10 protein-coding genes are annotated in these 18,267 nt (G+C 36.8%); all 10 read left to right on the plus strand.

Going from position 1 to position 18,267, the window contains the following annotated elements; translation table 11 throughout:
- Window positions 1-10 precede the first annotated feature (10 nt).
- The 10 genes from QY331_06210 (at window position 11) to QY331_06255 (ending at window position 18,147) form a co-directional block, all read left to right on the plus strand.
- A complete protein-coding gene (locus QY331_06210; protein WKZ70841.1) occupies window positions 11-3,103 on the plus strand; it encodes a hypothetical protein in 3,093 nt (1,030 codons plus the stop codon).
- A 13-nt stretch (window positions 3,104-3,116) separates the two neighbouring features.
- Window positions 3,117-4,154: a PorV/PorQ family protein gene (locus tag QY331_06215; GenBank protein ID WKZ70842.1), complete on the plus strand. Its 1,038-nt coding sequence runs from the start codon at window positions 3,117-3,119 to the stop codon at window positions 4,152-4,154.
- Between the two features lie 4 nt (window positions 4,155-4,158).
- Window positions 4,159-5,967 carry a family 16 glycosylhydrolase gene (locus QY331_06220; GenBank protein WKZ70843.1) on the plus strand — a complete coding sequence of 603 codons (1,809 nt, stop codon included), beginning with the start codon at window positions 4,159-4,161 and terminating at the stop codon, window positions 5,965-5,967.
- A 26-nt stretch (window positions 5,968-5,993) separates the two neighbouring features.
- Window positions 5,994-8,240 carry a glycoside hydrolase family 3 N-terminal domain-containing protein gene (locus QY331_06225; protein WKZ70844.1) on the plus strand — a complete coding sequence of 749 codons (2,247 nt, stop codon included), beginning with the start codon at window positions 5,994-5,996 and terminating at the stop codon, window positions 8,238-8,240.
- 25 nt (window positions 8,241-8,265) lie between these two features.
- Window positions 8,266-9,903, plus strand: a complete 1,638-nt coding sequence (locus QY331_06230) for a sodium/sugar symporter (GenBank protein WKZ70845.1) — start codon at window positions 8,266-8,268, stop codon at window positions 9,901-9,903.
- A gap of 4 nt (window positions 9,904-9,907) precedes the next feature.
- Window positions 9,908-10,750, plus strand: coding sequence for a glycoside hydrolase family 16 protein (locus QY331_06235; GenBank protein WKZ70846.1), 843 nt, complete (start codon window positions 9,908-9,910; stop codon window positions 10,748-10,750).
- Window positions 10,751-10,832: 82 nt separating this feature from the next.
- On the plus strand, window positions 10,833-11,987 hold the full coding sequence (locus QY331_06240) for a DUF418 domain-containing protein (GenBank protein WKZ70847.1): 1,155 nt from the start codon (window positions 10,833-10,835) through the stop codon (window positions 11,985-11,987).
- A 17-nt stretch (window positions 11,988-12,004) separates the two neighbouring features.
- Complete coding sequence (locus QY331_06245) at window positions 12,005-13,030, plus strand: glycoside hydrolase family 5 protein (GenBank protein ID WKZ70848.1); 1,026 nt, start codon at window positions 12,005-12,007, stop codon at window positions 13,028-13,030.
- An 11-nt stretch (window positions 13,031-13,041) separates the two neighbouring features.
- Window positions 13,042-14,991: a cellulase family glycosylhydrolase gene (locus tag QY331_06250; protein WKZ70849.1), complete on the plus strand. Its 1,950-nt coding sequence runs from the start codon at window positions 13,042-13,044 to the stop codon at window positions 14,989-14,991.
- 306 nt (window positions 14,992-15,297) lie between these two features.
- Complete coding sequence (locus tag QY331_06255; GenBank protein ID WKZ70850.1) at window positions 15,298-18,147, plus strand: T9SS type A sorting domain-containing protein; 2,850 nt, start codon at window positions 15,298-15,300, stop codon at window positions 18,145-18,147.
- Window positions 18,148-18,267: the final 120 nt, after the last annotated feature.

The raw sequence follows: 18,267 nt of genomic DNA on the forward strand, positions 1-18,267 counted from the left end.
GAGGAAATTAATGTTTCGAAAATTTTTCATACTAAATCTTCTTTTCATATTGATCTCTGTTTCGTTTGCACAGGTAACACCGCAAACCCAAGCATACAGAGCCGAACCTTACGGCGATATCCAATACAGAAAAGAAGGAACAATGGATGGCAACTTAGTCAGAACATTATTTTATAATAACGGCGAAGTTGGTCAGTGGCCTTTTTCTCCTTCCGGCGAATGGCCTAAAGGCAGCGGACACAACTATCTTGATGGAGTTGCTGTTCTAATTGCCACTGAAGTCCAAACAGCCGGTGGAATTGTTCACCCCTTACAATCCTCTTATCGTGAATGGATGGATAGAGATCCGATAACAGGTACAATATGGGGACTCGAACCGGTGCCGGGTTATGTTAACGCTTCCTCGGAAAAACCCGCTATTAGCACCGACCCGACATCTTGGCCTGAGTTTTGGCCTAAGTCGTTACCTAATGTTGATGCATCTTGGGATGGATTATGGTTCGGATATTTTGGGAAGGGTGTTACAAATTCCGATTTTGAAACCTTCTTTGTGATGGATGATTCCAAAGATGGTGAGTGGGCTAGAGCACCATATAATTACTTCCCGATAGCCGAAGATCAAAATAGAAAAGGAATTGGACTCCGTGTTGAAGTTCGCGGGTTTCAGTGGTCCCATGTACTGGCCGAAGATATAATTTTCTGGCATTATGATATCGTAAACATCTCAGATCAAGATCATCCGACAACTTATTTCGGTTTCTACACAGATACCGGTGTTGGTGGTTCAGCTGATAATGCCGATGACAATGCCTCTTATGATAAAATACTTGATTTAGCTTATGCATATGACGACGATGGTAAAGGTGCTCCGGGTGGATGGGCAACAGGATATTATGGATATGCATACCTAGAAAGTCCCGGTAATGGATTTGATGGTATCGATAACGATGATGACGGAATGATTGACGAAAGACGTGATGATGGTATTGATAACGATGGTGATTGGGTTGGTTATTCCGATCTAAACGGAAATGGTGAATGGGATGCTGATGAAAATGAACCATTGAATAATGACGTTGGTCAAGATGGGCTAGGTCCATTCGATCTAAATTATCCAGGTCCCGATATTGGTGAAGGTGATGGTATTCCAACAGATGGTGAACCAAATTTTGATCGAACAGATAAAGATGAGTCAGATCAAATTGGTTTAACAAGTTTATCAATTTATAGATTAGGTGATGGTGGAACTGGCGGTGGTTGGCCTAAAGATGATGAGCAAATGTGGCTGAGAATGCAGGCTAATAATTTTGATACTTCTTTGCAACGCTCAAATATTAGTATGGTCTTTGCCTCAGGTACTTTTCCGCTCAAACAAAACTTACGCGAAAGATTTTCTATGGCATTATTGTTTGGAAGTGATTTGGATGACTTAGTTTTTAACAAAGAAACAGTTCAGCAGATTTATAACGCTAATTATAATTTCTCACGTCCTCCGCTTAAACCTACTGTTACTGCGGTTCCCGGGGATAAGAAAGTATTTCTTTACTGGGATTCAATTGCCGAAGAATCTCGCGATCCGTTCTTAGGTTTTGAGGATAACGATCCTACAAAAGGATTTAAAAAGGATTTTGAAGGATATCTTATTTATAGAAGTGAAGAACCGGAGTTTAATGACATCAAAGTTATAACAGACTCAAAAGGTGAACCGAAATATTGGAAACCAATTGCTCAATTTGATTTAAAAAATGATATCTCCGGACCGGACCCGGTTGGAATAAACGGTGCGAGCTTCTGGCGAGGAAACAATACCGGCTTACAACATTCCTTTGTTGATGAAAACGTTAGAAACGGTGTTAAATACTATTATGCGATTGTTTCTTATGACCAAGGTGATCCTTCATTCGGTACTACCGGATTAACTCCTTCAGAATGTACAAAAATTATAAGTGAAGATTTTTCGGGTGTATTGAAATTTGTTGATATAAATTGTGCGGTTGTTACTCCAAATGCGCCTGCAGCCGGTTATCAACCCCCACAGATTGATGGGAATTTAAATTCTGTTTCATCGGGAATTGGTACCGGTAATCTAAATGTATCGGTATTGAATCCTGCTGAAATCAAAGAAGGCGCAAATTACCAAGTGGTATTTGAATCAGATGGAAATTTCCCACGCTATTCGACTTCTAAGTACAGAATTTTAAGATCATTTGAATCCGTTGTTGATACTCTTGATGTGTTGGATACAACCGCGATCGGTAGCGGAAGATTCAGTCCACCATTTGATGGAATGACTTTAGAAGTTATCAATCAAACTACTGTAAATGTTGTTGATTCTTCTACTGGCTGGATTGTTGGGAATAGTAATCTTTCGATCAACGTGGCACCCGATGCGAGTGCCCCGGCAAGGAATATTCGATGGCCATCGGATTATCAAATTAAATTTTACGAAAGTCAGCAAGCAACTACGCCGTTTTTTAATATTCCGGTCAATTTTCTTGTTTTCAACATGACAACAAACGACACCGTTCAAGCTGAAATTTTCGATAATGATGCAAGCAAAGATTTATCGCTTGGTGATGATATTGTGATTATTGAATATGAGGGAACACAATATCGATTAACCTGGAGAATTACATATCGTCAACCGGCAGGAATCGGCTATCAGCCTCAATATCCTCAACCGGGTGATATTTATCAGATTTCAACAAGCAAACAATTTTCTTCGGGCGATTATTTTTCATTTAATACAAAATCTTCTAGTGTAGATATTGAGAAAGCAAAATCTGCGTTGGATAAAGTCTCGGTTGTTCCAAATCCATATGTAGCTACTGCAAGTTGGGAGAAACGAAATCTGAACCAAACCGGTCGTGGCGAAAGAAGAATTGATTTTATTAATCTTCCATCAACATGCACCATAAGAATTTATACTGTTGCCGGTCAGCTTGTTAAAACATTGTATAAAGATAATTCTCCGACTGACGGTACAATTTCTTGGAATTTAGTTTCTGATGATGGTATGGATATTTCTTATGGACTTTATCTTTATCACATTGATGCACCGGAAGTTGGAACACACATTGGTCGATTTGCAATAATCAAATAGGAATTGAATAATTATGAAAGCAAGACTAATAACAATAAAATTGTCAATTTTACTATTGCTGACCTCGATAGGTTTTGCTCAAAATAATTTTGAAACAAATGTTTCGAAACGCGGAACCGTTGCGGCACCTTTCCTCACAATTAGTCAAGGTGCAAGAGCTACAGCGATGGGAAGTGCATTCGTTGCAATCGCCGATGATCCTTCAGCAGTTTATTGGAACCCCGCTGGTATTGCCAGGCTAGATCAAAATGGAATTGTCTTTGATCATACGGAATGGATTGCTGATCTAAAGTATAACTTTGGTGCGGGTGTAATTAAGGCAGGAAGTTTTGGAACACTTGGTGTAAGTTTCATTACTTCTGATTACGGCGAAATGAATGTAACAACAATCGAAGAACCAAACGGAACAGGAGAAACCTTCTCGGTTCGTGATATAGCTTTTAGTATAGCATGGGCAATTAATTTAACTGAAGACTTCTCAATCGGTTTTAATCCCAAAGTTGTTTACCAAAGTATTTGGAACATGAGTGATTATGCATTCGCTATTGATATGGGTGTTCTTTACGACACGCCTTTTAAGGGAATCACACTCGGTATGTCAATAACAAACTTTGGTTCAAAAATGAATCTCATGGGAAATACCGGAGTTGTATTATATGATCCTGATGAAACGACAACAGGTAATAACGGCAGAATACCAGCGGAACTTCAAACCGATAGTTGGGATCTTCCTATGGGATTTAAGGTTGGTATTGCTTACCATGCGATAGATAATGAAGATCACAAATTAGTTTTGGGTATAGATGCTTCACACCCGAATAATGATTATGAGAGTTTAAATATCGGCGGTGAATATGTTTTTAACGGAATCTTTGCAATTAGAGGTGGTTATAAATCTCTATTACTGCAAGACAGCGAAGAATCCTTCACTATCGGTGCTGGTTTTAGACAGAACTTAGTCGGTAATATCAACATCAATTTTAATTACTCGTATTCTGATTTCGGAAGATTGAGTGAAGTTCAAAAATTTTCTATTGGAGTAAATTTCTAATTTCATGATGAAAGAGAAAGAAATCAATTATACAATCTTGGCAATCGTTGTCATTCTATTTAATGTTACTATTCATGCAAAACAATACAAAGGTGCCGAACTTAGAACACATGAGACCTTTACTTACGGTAGATTTGAAGTGAGCTATATCCCCGCTAAAAGGGAAGGTGTTGTATCTTCGTTTTTTACATATCATGAAATAAGCAATGTAAATAATTGGAATGAGATTGATTTCGAGTTTATCGGGCGATACGAAAATCAAATTCAGTGTAACGTAATTTCACCCGGTCAAAGAAATCACGAGGCAAGTATTCCGCTTGAATTTAATCCATATGCAGAATTTCATACTTATGCGTTTGAGTGGACACCTGATTATATAGCGTGGTTTGTTGACGGAATTGAAATATACAGACAAACAGAAGATCACATAGCACAAATTAATCGCGCTCAAAAAATCATGATGAATATTTGGCCACCAAACTATATTGATTGGGTTGGTAAAATTGATTCAAAAAATTTGCCGGCTCGTGCTTATTATGATTGGGTAAGTTATTCTTCCTACACACCTGGTGAAGGTAGTTCCGGAACTGATAATAATTTCACATTTCAATGGCGTGATGACTTTGATTTTTATGATTCCAGCAGATGGGGAAGAGGAACTCATACTTGGGTTGGTAACGAATCCGATTTTGTAACTGAAAATGTTCAGTTCGAAAACGGGGTCATGATACTTTGTTTAACCAGAGAAGGTGAGACCGGACTTGTTGATAACCAACCACCGGTTGTTATGTGGGCTAAAGAAAATTCTTTTAACCAAGTTATTGTTCAATTTGGTGAAGAGGTTGATAAAAATTCTGCAGAAACTATAACGAATTATATTATTCCAGGTGTTACTATAACAGGTGCTGAGTTATCATCCGATAGAACCTTCGTAACATTGAGCACGCAAAATTATAATCCGGATATAACCTACAACGTTATCGTTCAAAACATTAAAGATGATAAACCTGAAGCGAATACTCTATCAGCAACGGCAAAGACAATTAAACAATTAGGTACGTTAACATTTCCGGTAAAAATTAATGTCGGCGGTAATGCTGTAAATGATTTCTTGGCTGATCAAGAATGGACGCCTAGTTTAGACTATGGTTTTATGGATGGTTCACCCACATTGTATCCGGGCAACTTGCAAATAGCTGATACTGACATTCCGGAAGTATATCGTTCAGAAAGACATCGACTAGTTACTTACAGAATAGATGCACCAAGAGGTATCTATAATATTAAACTCCATTTTGCTGAGAATTATTTTGACGAAAGTTCTAAAAGAGTTTTTGATATAACTATTGAGAATGAAAAAATAGCTGATGATTTAGATATCTTCTCAATTGCTGGGAAGAACACCGCATATGTAATTGAGCATGAAATATTTATTGATGATGATCGCATTGATATTTACTTCACAAATGAAATCGACTATGCTTTGATAAATGCAATTGAGCTTGAACAAATAACCACCGGTATTAGTGACTCGGACGAATTACAGAAGTCGATACGATTGAATCAAAATTATCCCAACCCATTTAATCCTTCAACAACAATTGAATATCATCTTCCCACGAATGCATTTGTATCATTAAAAATTTATGATATGCTTGGTCGCGAAGTTGATACATTAATAAATGAATTTAATGATATGGGTTCTCATAAATTTCAATATAATCCGGAAAATTTAGCAAGTGGAGTTTACCTTTATCGGTTATCCGTTGACGGTGAAATAACTTCTGTCAAAAAAATGGTATTTCTGAAATAAATTATTCAATTCTCTCTGAGGTGAAGATGAAGAAATTTTTTATCCCATTAGTATTAATAGTAATTAGCGTTATCTTCTTAGCGTTCAGCTCAAAAGCAAACGACGTAAATGAAGAAGACAAATTTATTGAGGACCTTCTCGCCAAAATGACCTTGGAAGAGAAAGTCGGACAAATGACACAAATCACTTTAGAAGTAGTAACTAAAGAAGGTGAAGGTCGCGATCCGAGTAAACCTCTTACAATGGATATCGATAAACTACGCAATGCGCTGGTTGATTATAAAATTGGATCGATAATAAATACCGGTGGTGCGGCTAATACAGTTGAAGCATGGCAGGAGATTATTACAACAATTCAGGATGTAGCGACCAAAGAAACTAATCTTAAGATTCCTATTCTTTATGGAATTGATGCGATCCATGGCGCAAGTTATACATTAGGATCGACATTATTCCCTCAAAATATTACAATGGCAGCTTCACGCAATCTAGATTTGGTGAAAGAGTCAGCCGCAATTACTTCATACGAAATAAGAGCTTCTGGAATACCATGGAATTTTAATCCGGTTCTTGGATTGGGTCGTCAACCTTACTGGCCGCGATTTTGGGAGACATTCGGTGAAGATTCATATTTAGCAGCTCAATTAGCAGAAAATTATGTTATGGGTATTCAAGGCGATGATCCATCAAATCCGGTTAAAGCTGCTGCATGTATCAAGCATTACTTAGGCGATAGTATGCCGAATAATGGTCGTGACAGAACACCGGCATGGATTCCCGAAAGAGTTATCAGAGATATATTATTACCTCCTTACGCTGCTGGTGTTAAAGCCGGTGCTTTAACTGTTATGGTAAACTCAGGCGAAAATAATGGAATCCCTGCTCATTCGGATCAATTTCTAATTACTGAGATACTCAAGGGTGAACTTCAGTTTAAAGGATTTGTCGTTTCCGATTGGGAAGATATTAAACGTCTTCATACAAGAGATAGAGTTGCGGCTACTCCAAAAGAAGCGGTCAAGATGGCTGTTATGGCAGGTTTGGATATGAGTATGGTTCCATTTGATTTTAGCTTTGCAACATTATTAATAGAATTAGTAAACGAAGGCGAAGTTCCACTGTCAAGAATTGATGATGCAGTGAAAAGAATTTTATACGTTAAACATAAACTCGGTTTATTTGATAATCCTTATCCAAATAAAGAATTAATAAACGGATTTGCATCTGACGAATTCAGAAAAGTAAATCTAAAAGCCGCTCAAGAAGCAATTACGTTATTGAAAAATGAAAACTCAATTCTACCTCTTTCAAAGGATAAAAAAGTTTTAGTTACCGGACCTACATCAAATCAAATGATGAACTTAAACGGTGGTTGGACTATTACATGGCAAGGGAATGTTGAATCACTTTACCCAAAAGAAAAAAATACATTTCTTGAAGCTGTTCAAGCCGAAATTGGAGATGATAATGTAAGCTTTGTTCAAGGAGTAACAATCAATTCGGAAATCAACATTGAAGAAGCTGTTAAAGCAGCAGAAAATGTCGATGTTATTTTTGCTTGTCTTGGTGAAGATCCTTATTGTGAAACACCGGGTAATATCACCGATTTGACTCTCAATGAAATACAATTAAAATTAGTTGATGAATTATCAAAAACCGGCAAACCAATTGTGTTAGTTCTCTACGAAGGAAGACCAAGAGGCATAAATAAAATAGTAGATAAAGTTGACGCAATTTTAATGGGTTATCTCCCTGGAATGGAAGGTGCCGATGCGACAGTAGATATTATTTATGGTGAAGTTAATCCATCCGGTAAACTTCCGTTTAGTTATCCAAAAACACCAATGGGATTTACGACTTACGACTATAAACCATTAGAAAAATTTGATGTGAATGATTACGATCCACAATGGCCTTTCGGATTTGGTTTAAGCTATACTTCATATGAGTATGCTGATTTAAGTGTATCCGAAAGTGCTAAAATTGGAGAAAGTATTGAAGTATCTGTTAAGGTGACAAACACCGGAAAAGTTGCCGGTAAAGAAACCGTAGAACTATATGTAACAGATTTATACGGAAGTGTCACTCGCCCGGTAAAGCAATTAAAAGGTTTTGAAAAAGTTTACCTTGAACCGGGTGAATCTAAAGTTATAAACTTTACACTTACTTCGGACCATTTATCGTTTCATAACAGAGAAAATAAAAAAGTAGTTGAACCGGGTGACTTTAATGTGAAAATCGGTAATTTAATAAAATCATTTACTCTAAATTAATTACACATTTTAGTAAGGTATTATTATGAACTTTGCAACTGTTGATTATATTGTTTTCATTGTCTATATCATTGGGATTGTTAGTCTTGGACTTTATGTATCCCGCAATAAAAAAGGACATGAAAAGGATTCTCAAGATTACTTTTTAGCAGGCAAGTCTTTAACATGGTGGGCAATCGGTGCATCACTGATCGCAGCTAATATTTCTGCCGAACAAATTATCGGTATGTCCGGCTCAGGATTTGCCGTTGGTTTGGCAATTGCTTCTTATGAGTGGATGGCAGCAATTACCCTTATCATTGTTGGTAAATATTTTCTTCCGATCTTTATTGAAAAGAAAATATATACAATCCCCGAATACATAGAACAGAGATATAATACAACGCTTAAAACAATTCTCGCAATCTTCTGGATGTTTCTCTTCATCTTTGTAAATCTTACAACAGTTATATTCCTTGGAGCTAAAGCACTCGATACAATTATGGGTGTCGGTGACGGTTCTATGATTATATTTTTTATTATTCTGCTTGCTTCAATTGCTGCCGCGTATTCATTATACGGTGGACTCTCTGCTGTTGCGTGGACAGATGTTATTCAAGTAATTCTTTTAGTTCTTGGTGGAATTATTGCAACAGTTATTGCATTAAACTATGTAACGCCTGAAGGTGGTGTCTTAGCTGGTCTTTCGCATTTATATGATTCCGCCGGTGATAAATTTCACATGATTCTGGAAAAAGGTCATCCCGAGTTCGATAATCTTCCCGGTATAGCTGTTTTAATTGGCGGTATGTGGATTGCTAATCTGTATTATTGGGGATTCAATCAGTATATCATTCAAAGAACTCTCGCGGCTAAATCATTACGTGAAGCTCAAAAAGGAATTGTGTTTGCCGCTTTCTTAAAATTAATTATTCCATTAATTGTTGTTATCCCTGGAATTATTGCATATGTACTTTATGCTCAACCCGAAGGCACAGCGATTATTGATGGTGTAAGAGATTCTTTCGATAAATCCGGCGGCGGTATAAACTATGATAAAGCGTACCCATGGTTAATTAGTCACTTTGTACCGGTCGGATTAAAAGGTGTTGTTGTTGCCGCATTAACTGCAGCCATAGTATCATCATTGGCGTCAATGCTTAATTCAACTTCGACAATTTTCACTATGGATATTTATAAACCTTATATCGGTACAGATAAATCGGAAAAACGACTTGTTAAAGTTGGTAGAATTAGTGCAGCAGTTGCATTGGTGATTGCATGTTTAGTTGCTCCTTTATTAGAAAGTGTTCCTCAAGCGTTTCAGTATATTCAAGAATATACCGGTTTGGTTAGTCCCGGAATTCTTGCAGTTGCAATGCTTGGTCTTTTCTGGAAAAAGACGACAACTCGCGGAGCTATTTGGGGAGCAATTCTATCAATACCGGTTGCATTATTCTTAAAGTTAAGTTTTGTTCAGCTTCCATTCTTAGATCAAATGCTATACACATTCATAATTAGTATCGTAATTACAGCAATGATCAGTTTAACAACTTCAGAAGTTGATGATGATTCAAACGGTATTACTCTTACTTCAAAAATGTTTACCACAGATAAAGCTTTCAACATTGGAGCTTACTTAGTAGTTATAATTCTAGCGGTTCTTTACACAATATTTTGGTGATAGAATGAAAAAAATAACAAATATAATTTTCCTTTTAATTATTTCCTTAACCACCTTGGGTTGTTCAAAAGATGAATCAAATCCAACCGAAACACCAAAGGACGACAATGATCTTCCCGGTTATACTTTAGTATGGAATGATGAATTTGAAGGTTCAGCTATCGATAATAATAAATGGGGACATGAAGTCAACGCTAGGGGTGGTGGAAATAATGAACTGCAATATTATACAGATAGACCGGAAAACTCTTTTGTTCAAGACGGTTACTTGCACATTGTAGCTCATCAAGAAGAATATACAGGCGATGAAGGAACTCGCTATTATACTTCTGCTAGAATGAGAACGATGAACAAAGGTGATTGGACTTATGCAAGAATTGAAGTAAAAGCTAAAATTCCATACGGACAAGGCATGTGGCCTGCAATATGGATGCTTCCAACGGATTGGAGTTATGGCGGTTGGCCTTCAAGCGGTGAAATTGATATTATGGAACATGTTAATTCCGGTTCGGAAATTCATGGTTCCGTTCATACCGAAGCTTATAACCATAGAATCGGTACTCAAAAAACCGGACAAATAACTATCCCAGATGCCGATGATAATTTCCACGTCTACGCAATTGAATGGTCGGAAGATAAAATCGATTTTATGGTTGACGGACAAGTTTATTTCACTTTCAACAATGATAAAAAAGGTGATTATAAAACTTGGCCATTTGATAAAAGATTTCACTTGTTATTAAATGTTGCGGTAGGTGGAGATTGGCCGGGTAATCCAACACCTCAGACACTTTTCCCAAAAGAGATGGTTGTTGATTACGTTCGTGTTTATAATAAAGACGAATAGCAGATTTCGTTATGTGTTACTGAAATATTGATATTGGGATTGATGGGTTTTTTCCCTCAATCCCTTTTTTTATAGAATTATTATGAACTCTTCGATTTACACTTCAACAAATAGAATTATTTTAGTCGATTCATTGCGTGGATTTGCTTTGATGGGATTGTTCATGGTCCATATGGTGGAGTACTTCGAGTTGTATTGGTACAAACCGGAAGAAAGTATTTTCAATGATATCTCGTTTTTCCTCTTCGGCGGAAAAGCGTTTGCCGTCTTCGCGCTTCTTTTTGGATTAAGCTTTTTTATCATACTTGATAATCAATCCGAAAGGGGAATCGATTTTCGAAAGAGATTTGCGTGGAGATTACTCTTGCTGCTCTTCTTAGGATTTCTGCACGGATTGATTTACGGCGGAGATATTTTACAGTTATTAGCTTTAACCGGATTTTTACTCCTTCCCATTTTCAAAGCAAAGAATTATTTCTTATTAACTTTAGCTGCTGTGTTTCTGTTTCAAATTCCGGCAATCCTTCATATAGTATTTTTCAATATTTCAGAACCTCCGGTACACTGGGCTTTGTTTGGTCCCGTACTTCAAACATACGCGGAAGGTAGTTTTACGGATTTGCTCAAAACAACTTTGTGGAATTCTCAATTAGCAAAATGGTCATTCATGTTTGAGAGCGGACGACTATCGACAATAATCGGAATGTCAATACTCGGATTTTGGTTAGGCAGAATTCAGTTCTTCAAAAATATTAAGGATAACTTAAGAAGTATAAAAATTCTTTTCGGAAACTTTCTTCTTTTAACAATATTATTGATGACACAAAAAAACTTTATCAATCAATTTATTAATCCAACTGAAAATTGGTTTATATCAACTGTTATCGGTAACTATATAAACCTTTCATTTATTATAGCCGGAGTATCCGGATTCGTTTTACTTTATCAATTAAATTATTTTGGAAAATTCTTAAGCTTGCTGGCACCTTGCGGAAGAATGAGTCTAACGATTTATGTTTCTCAATCACTTTTTTTCGTTCCTTTCTTTTATGGTTTCGGTTTTGGTGCTTATGATTTTATCGGGCAGACAGCCAGTTTCTTTTTGGGAATTTTATTTTGGATAATACAAGTCGCTCTTGCTCATTATTGGATTCAAAAGTATCACTTCGGTCCACTTGAATGGGTTTGGAGATCGGCAACTTATCTTCGAAGAGATATTGCCTTCAAAAAAGCTTGACAAACAAAGAGGAAAAATTGAAAAAAATAACCAGATTATTAATTGTGTTGCTAATATTTCCTTTCATTGTATCTTGTAAAAATCAGGATGAAAATCCAACCGAACCAATTCAAGAGGCACAAACAGTAGTTGAACTTTTCGGACAGCTTCAAGTGAACGGAAAAAATATCGTTGATAAAAATGGTAATATTGTCGCACTCAGAGGAATGAGTTTGTTCTGGAGCCAGTGGGGAGCAAATTATTATAATAGGGAAACTATTAAATGGCTTCGTGATGATTGGAAATGCACGGTCATACGTGCTGCTATGGGAGTTGAGAACGGCGGTTATCTCGATAATCCCGAAGCAGAATATCAAAAAGTAAAAACCGCAATTGATGCCTGCATCGAACTTGGTATCTATGTGATTATCGATTGGCATGATCATCACGCTGAAGATCATCTGCAAGAAGCCAAAACATTTTTTAATCGTGTATCATCCGAATACGGAAATTATCCCAATATTATTTATGAAATTTATAACGAACCTTTAAATGTATCTTGGAATGACGTTCTCAAACCATATTCGCAAGAAGTAATTAATGTGATTCGAGCAAATGATTCCGATAATATAATTGTTGCCGGTACTCGTAACTGGTCGCAGGATGTTCAAGATGTAATTGGAAATGAGATTGAAGGAAATAACATTGCTTACTCGTTACACTTTTATTCGAGCACACACAAGCAGGAGTTGAGAAATAAAGCTATTCAAGCAATAAATGCCGGCATTCCTTTGTTTGTTACCGAATGGGGAATGAGTGAGGCGAATGGAAGCGGAATTATTGATAACGTTAGTCTAAATGAATGGGCTGATTTTATGGAGGTCAACAATTTGAGCTGGTGTAACTGGTCGATTGTAAACAAAGATGAAACTTCCGCTGCACTTCTTCCGACAACAGTGAAAATATCGGGTTGGTCTGTTAGTGAACTATCTCAATCCGGGAAAATTATTCGCGACTATCTCATTCAAATGAATTCTCCGATTTTCGAAGAACTTGATAAATAGGAAATTTCTTAATGAAAAAACTACTGTATCTTCTTGTCATTATAATTTTACAGCAATCATTTTTATCTCAAATAACTCCATTCAACAAAGGGGTTAATCTTACCGGGTGGTTTCAAGTTAATAGTCCGACCGAAATTCATTTCACAAAATATACAAAACAAGATTTCGAGAATATTAAAAGTCTCGGTGCGGATGTAATAAGATTGCCGATTAATTTACACAGCATGACACTCGGTTCACCAAATTATGAACTAGATCCGTTATTCCTGAAATTTCTTGATCAAGCAATCGATTGGGCGGAAGAATTAGAATTACATCTAATTTTAGATAATCACACATTCGATCCCGCAACTTCAACCGACCCCAACATTGGTGATATCTTAATCCCGGTCTGGCAGAACATGGCTGAGCACTTTAAGAATAGGTCTAATTTAATTTATTATGAAATACTTAATGAACCGCACGGAATAGCTGATAATACTTGGAATACAATTCAACAATCTGTAATAACCGCAATAAGAGAAATTGATTCTGTTCATACAATAATTGTTGGTCCGGCTGGATGGAACAGTTATAACAATCTCAAATACATGCCTGTTTACGAAGACGATAATTTAATTTATACATTTCATTTTTACGATCCGTTTTTATTTACGCATCAAGGTGCAAGTTGGACCGATCCTTCATTAGTTTCATTAAGCGGAATGCCGTTCCCTTACAATGCTGCAAATATGCCTCAACTTCCTAATGACTTGGTTGGTACTTGGGTTGAAGGTGCATTCAATAACTATAATAACGATGGTACGATTGGCAAAGTTAGGGAGATGTTGGATATTGCGATTGATTTCAAGACTGAAAGAAATGTCCCGATCTTCTGCGGTGAGTTTGGTGTTTACATCCCGAACTCAAATAATACCGATCGAGTACTTTGGTATAATGTTGTAAGAAATTACCTGGAGTTAAACGGTATTGCGTGGACAACTTGGGATTATCATGGTGGATTCGGGTTGTTCAAACAAAATGGTTACGGTCTTTTTGAACATGATTTGAATACAAATTTATTAGCTGCATTGGGATTTAATGTCCCTCCTCAATCCGAATTTGAATTAAAACCCGATTCAGCAGGCTTCGGAATTTATACCGATTACATCGAATCGAAAATTGTTTCATCGGGTTATACAAGTGGAGTATTAAATTTTTATAATGTTGATTCGTACACAGGAGATTATTGTATATCATGGTCAAATCCCTCACAATATAATTCAATCGGTTTTAAGTTTATGCCGATTAAGGATTTTAGTTACTTAAGTCATAATAACTACTTCATTAGCTTTTGGATCAAGGGCAGCAACCCACTTTCAAAATTTGAAATTAGATTCCTTGATACAAAAGAAAACGAGGAAGACCATCCATGGCGAATGAGTTATACAGTTGATCACAGTGTTGTCGATTTTGATAATCAATGGCAGTATGTGGAAATTCCATTATCATCTTTTAATGAGACTGGTTCTTGGGATGATGCCTGGTATAATCCTCAAGGACTTTTTAATTGGAGTGCAGTTGAAATTTTTGAAATCGTGGACGAATTTGGAATGCTATCAAACTCACAATTATGGTTTGATGAAATAAAAATTTACGATCCCAATTCAACAAATGTTGAAGAAGAAAATTTAGCTTCGGAATTTCATTTGTATCAGAATTATCCCAATCCGTTTAATCCAACAACTGCAATTAAGTTTACAATTCCAAACGTAGGGACAAGTCGCGACTTGTCCCTACAGACAAAATTAATTGTATATGATATACTCGGTAGAGAAGTCGCAACTCTTGTAAATAAAGAACTTCATCCGGGTAATCATGAAGTTAAGTTTAATGCAAGTAATCTTTCAAGTGGTGTTTATTTCTATAAACTGCAAGCAGCTGATCTTATAAAGACACGAAAATTACTTTTGATGAAATAAGTCCATATGCAATCAATAAACCAAGTTTCTTAAAGAAACTTGGTTTATTAAATTTAAGATTTGTTGACATAGCTCACCTAGTAATCTCTATAAAAAACTTTCCTATCGCATAAAAATGCTATTGAAAAAAAAGACGAATTCTCTTATTATTAATTATTCTTGATTTAATTTCGAAAGGAGTAAATTAAAAAGTGATGCTTCTCGAGTATCTTTAATTTATAATAAATTAATTTTTATTCGAGAATGATAGAGTTTCAATGATTGGAAACTCTCCAAATATTTATAATTTCTTAAAAAGGATAAGTCATGATAAAAGTTTCAAGCATATACTCAGTAGTATTTTGTTTTCTTTTTGCCGGTACAACTTTACTTGCTCAAGGTATTGCACCGGTTGATACAGACAGCGACGGCAGACTTGAAATTGCAACAAAAGATAATCTGCTTTACCTCTCTCAAAATCCTTCCGCGGATTGGAGTGCAGATTATGAACAAACTGCGGATATAATTTTTAATGACACAGATTTCCAATCCGGTGGTGATTTTTACAATGGCGGTGCTGGATTCTCACCAATAGGTAATTCTTCTACCGGTTTTACAGGTACATACGATGGAAATGGATACAAGATAAGTAATCTATATACCAATAGAGGAGCGACTGATTTTATTGGATTTTTCGGTCAAGCTGGTAATAATGCTGAGATAAATAACCTTGGCATTGTGGATGCGGAAATAAATGGTAGAAACTTTGTAGGTGGATTAGTTGGTTCGATTTCTAATTCAAATATTTCTTTAGCAAACTCCTACTTCTCCGGTTCCATAAATGCAACCGGCAGTGATGTTGGCGGTTTGATCGGATCATTAAGTAATGGATCATCGATCATTGAAAGATGTTTTTCAACAGGTTCGGTTGTAAGCACAGGTGTTAATGTGGGCGGGCTTATTGGTACTGTATCGGGAAGCAATATAGAAATAAAGAACAGTTATTCAACAGGTGTCGTTAGTGGTTCTGAGTATTGTGGCGGCATTGCAGGAGCACTGATAGCATCCACAATTCAGAACTGTTTTTCCATAAGTCCTGTAAGCGGCAGTAGCAATATAGGCGGGTTTGTTGGATATAGATATTCAGCGAATCCAGGTACAATTTCAAATTCGTTCTTTAATACAGATTCGACCGTATCCGGCGTCGGTAGCGGTCCATCAACCGGTGTTGAGGGAAGATCAACTGCCGAAATGACCGATCCGTTAATTTATTTTTTTGGCGACTGGGATAATACTGTGTGGTATTGGGATAGTGATTTTAATAATGCTTATCCGGCTTTAGCTTGGCAAAATCCGTCCGGGACTCCTTTACAAGCAGATGTATTTTCAGGTGGTTCAGGTACATCTGAGGATCCATATCAAATTGCTTCAGCCGAGAACTTAAATATGGTTCGTTATGCATTAACTAAATATTATATACAAACAACTGATATTGATTTGAATGTCTCCCCATTTAATAGTGGAGCGGGATGGGAGCCAATAGGTGCAGATGCAAGTAGATTTGCGGGGCAATATGATGGAAATGGTTACAAAATTTCTAATCTATTTATAGACCGTTCCGGCAGTGATAATGTGGGTTTATTCGGACTACTTGATGGAGCAACCGTAAAGAATGTAAATCTTGTGGATGTCAATATAACCGGCAAAGACTTTGTTGGAGCAATTGCAGGTCGAAATTTTGCGGTTATTCAACAATGTAATTCAACCGGAAGTGTAAATGGAGCAAATTATGTAGGCGGTATTACGGGTCATAGTATGAATGGTTCAATTACCGGCTCAATCACAAGGTGCTATTCTCTCGCTAGTGTATCGGGAACAGCTCATGTTGGTGGTCTTATCGGACGATTATTTGAAGGTTCTATAGATCGATGTTATTCGGCAGGGGCTGTTGCGGGTTCAAGTAGTACAGGCGGACTAGTAGGTTCGCGCGGAGGTGGAACCACTTCATCGAATTATTGGAATACTGAAACAAGCGGACAAAACGCTTCGGCTTCTGGAACAGAAAAAACTACTGATGATATGAGAGGCATAACCGCTTCAAACAGCATAACAGATTGGGGTTGGGATGCTTCAATTTGGGAAAGGATAGGGCATAATTATCCGACTCTTAAAGTTATGCGTGAAGTTAATTTGGATAATATCGGCAACTCGGATTTTTCAACTTCAGATTTCAGAGATATTGGTTTTAAATCCGAGACCGGAACAATAACAGTTGATTTTGAATTCTACGCTTCAACAACGCCGCCGGACGCGCCGGATGGAAGCATATCAGTCGGTAAATATTGGGATGTAATGAGCTTAAGCGGCAACACTAAAATAAGACTCTATTATACTGCCGATGAAAAATCACAGTTTACCGGTACGCCAAAAATCTTTCATTACACCGGGGGACAGTGGGTAGAACTGCCTACCGAACCGGAAGTTGATATCGATGATCTAGGCACAGATTTTTATGTAGAAACAACAAATTACTATTCATCATTTTCACCGGTGACTGTTGGAGACGGCAATGCCCCTCTTCCTGTAGAGCTAACTTACTTTGAAGGGTACAATACTGAAGATGGAGTTGTGCTGAAATGGGAAACGGCGACGGAGGTAAACAATTATGGGTTTCAAGTTCAAAGGATAAAGGATAAAGGACAAAGTGAGTGGGAAGATGTAGGTTTTGTGCAAGGTTACGGGACAACTAACTCACCAAAGCATTACGAATTTACGGATTCCGAATTACCGAATGCTGAATCTGTTGACTACAGACTTAAACAAATAGACAATGACGGCACGTTTGCTTATTCAAAAACAATTACCGTAGATATCACAACAATTACAACTGTTGAAAATGAAGAAATTCCAAATGTTTATTCACTTGAGCAAAATTATCCTAATCCGTTTAATCCAACAACAACCATTAAGTTTGGTTTACCGGAAAACGGTTTAGTTGATCTTCGTGTTTACAACATCTTGGGAGAAGAAATAGCAAGATTAATAAACAAAGAATTGCGAGCTGGATACCACGAAGTAAGTTTTGGCAGCAATAATCTCTCAAGCGGAATGTATATTTATAGAATATCTGTTGGTGATAAATTTAATTCTGTTAAGAAGATGTTGATTATAAAGTGATATTCATTTTATGTAAATTCTCAATTTGTCGTAATTGATGATCAAATGGCGTAAAAATGACTAAACCAAGTTTCTTAAAGAAACTTGGTTTATGAAATTTAAGATTTGTGACCACACCTC

The organism is Melioribacteraceae bacterium (genome assembly GCA_030584085.1).
GTDB lineage: Bacteria > Bacteroidota > Ignavibacteria > Ignavibacteriales > Melioribacteraceae > SURF-28.

Excerpts from the sequence above, each read along its gene's own strand:
- QY331_06210 (WKZ70841.1), top strand. The coding sequence starts at position 11 with ATGTTTCGAAAATTTTTCATACTAAATCTTCTTTTCATATTGATCTCT.
- QY331_06215 (WKZ70842.1), top strand. The coding sequence starts at position 3,117 with ATGAAAGCAAGACTAATAACAATAAAATTGTCAATTTTACTATTGCTG.
- QY331_06220 (WKZ70843.1), top strand. The coding sequence starts at position 4,159 with ATGATGAAAGAGAAAGAAATCAATTATACAATCTTGGCAATCGTTGTC.
- QY331_06225 (WKZ70844.1), top strand. The coding sequence starts at position 5,994 with ATGAAGAAATTTTTTATCCCATTAGTATTAATAGTAATTAGCGTTATC.
- QY331_06230 (WKZ70845.1), top strand. The coding sequence starts at position 8,266 with ATGAACTTTGCAACTGTTGATTATATTGTTTTCATTGTCTATATCATT.
- QY331_06235 (WKZ70846.1), top strand. The coding sequence starts at position 9,908 with ATGAAAAAAATAACAAATATAATTTTCCTTTTAATTATTTCCTTAACC.
- QY331_06240 (WKZ70847.1), top strand. The coding sequence starts at position 10,833 with ATGAACTCTTCGATTTACACTTCAACAAATAGAATTATTTTAGTCGAT.
- QY331_06250 (WKZ70849.1), top strand. The coding sequence starts at position 13,042 with ATGAAAAAACTACTGTATCTTCTTGTCATTATAATTTTACAGCAATCA.
- QY331_06255 (WKZ70850.1), top strand. The coding sequence starts at position 15,298 with ATGATAAAAGTTTCAAGCATATACTCAGTAGTATTTTGTTTTCTTTTT.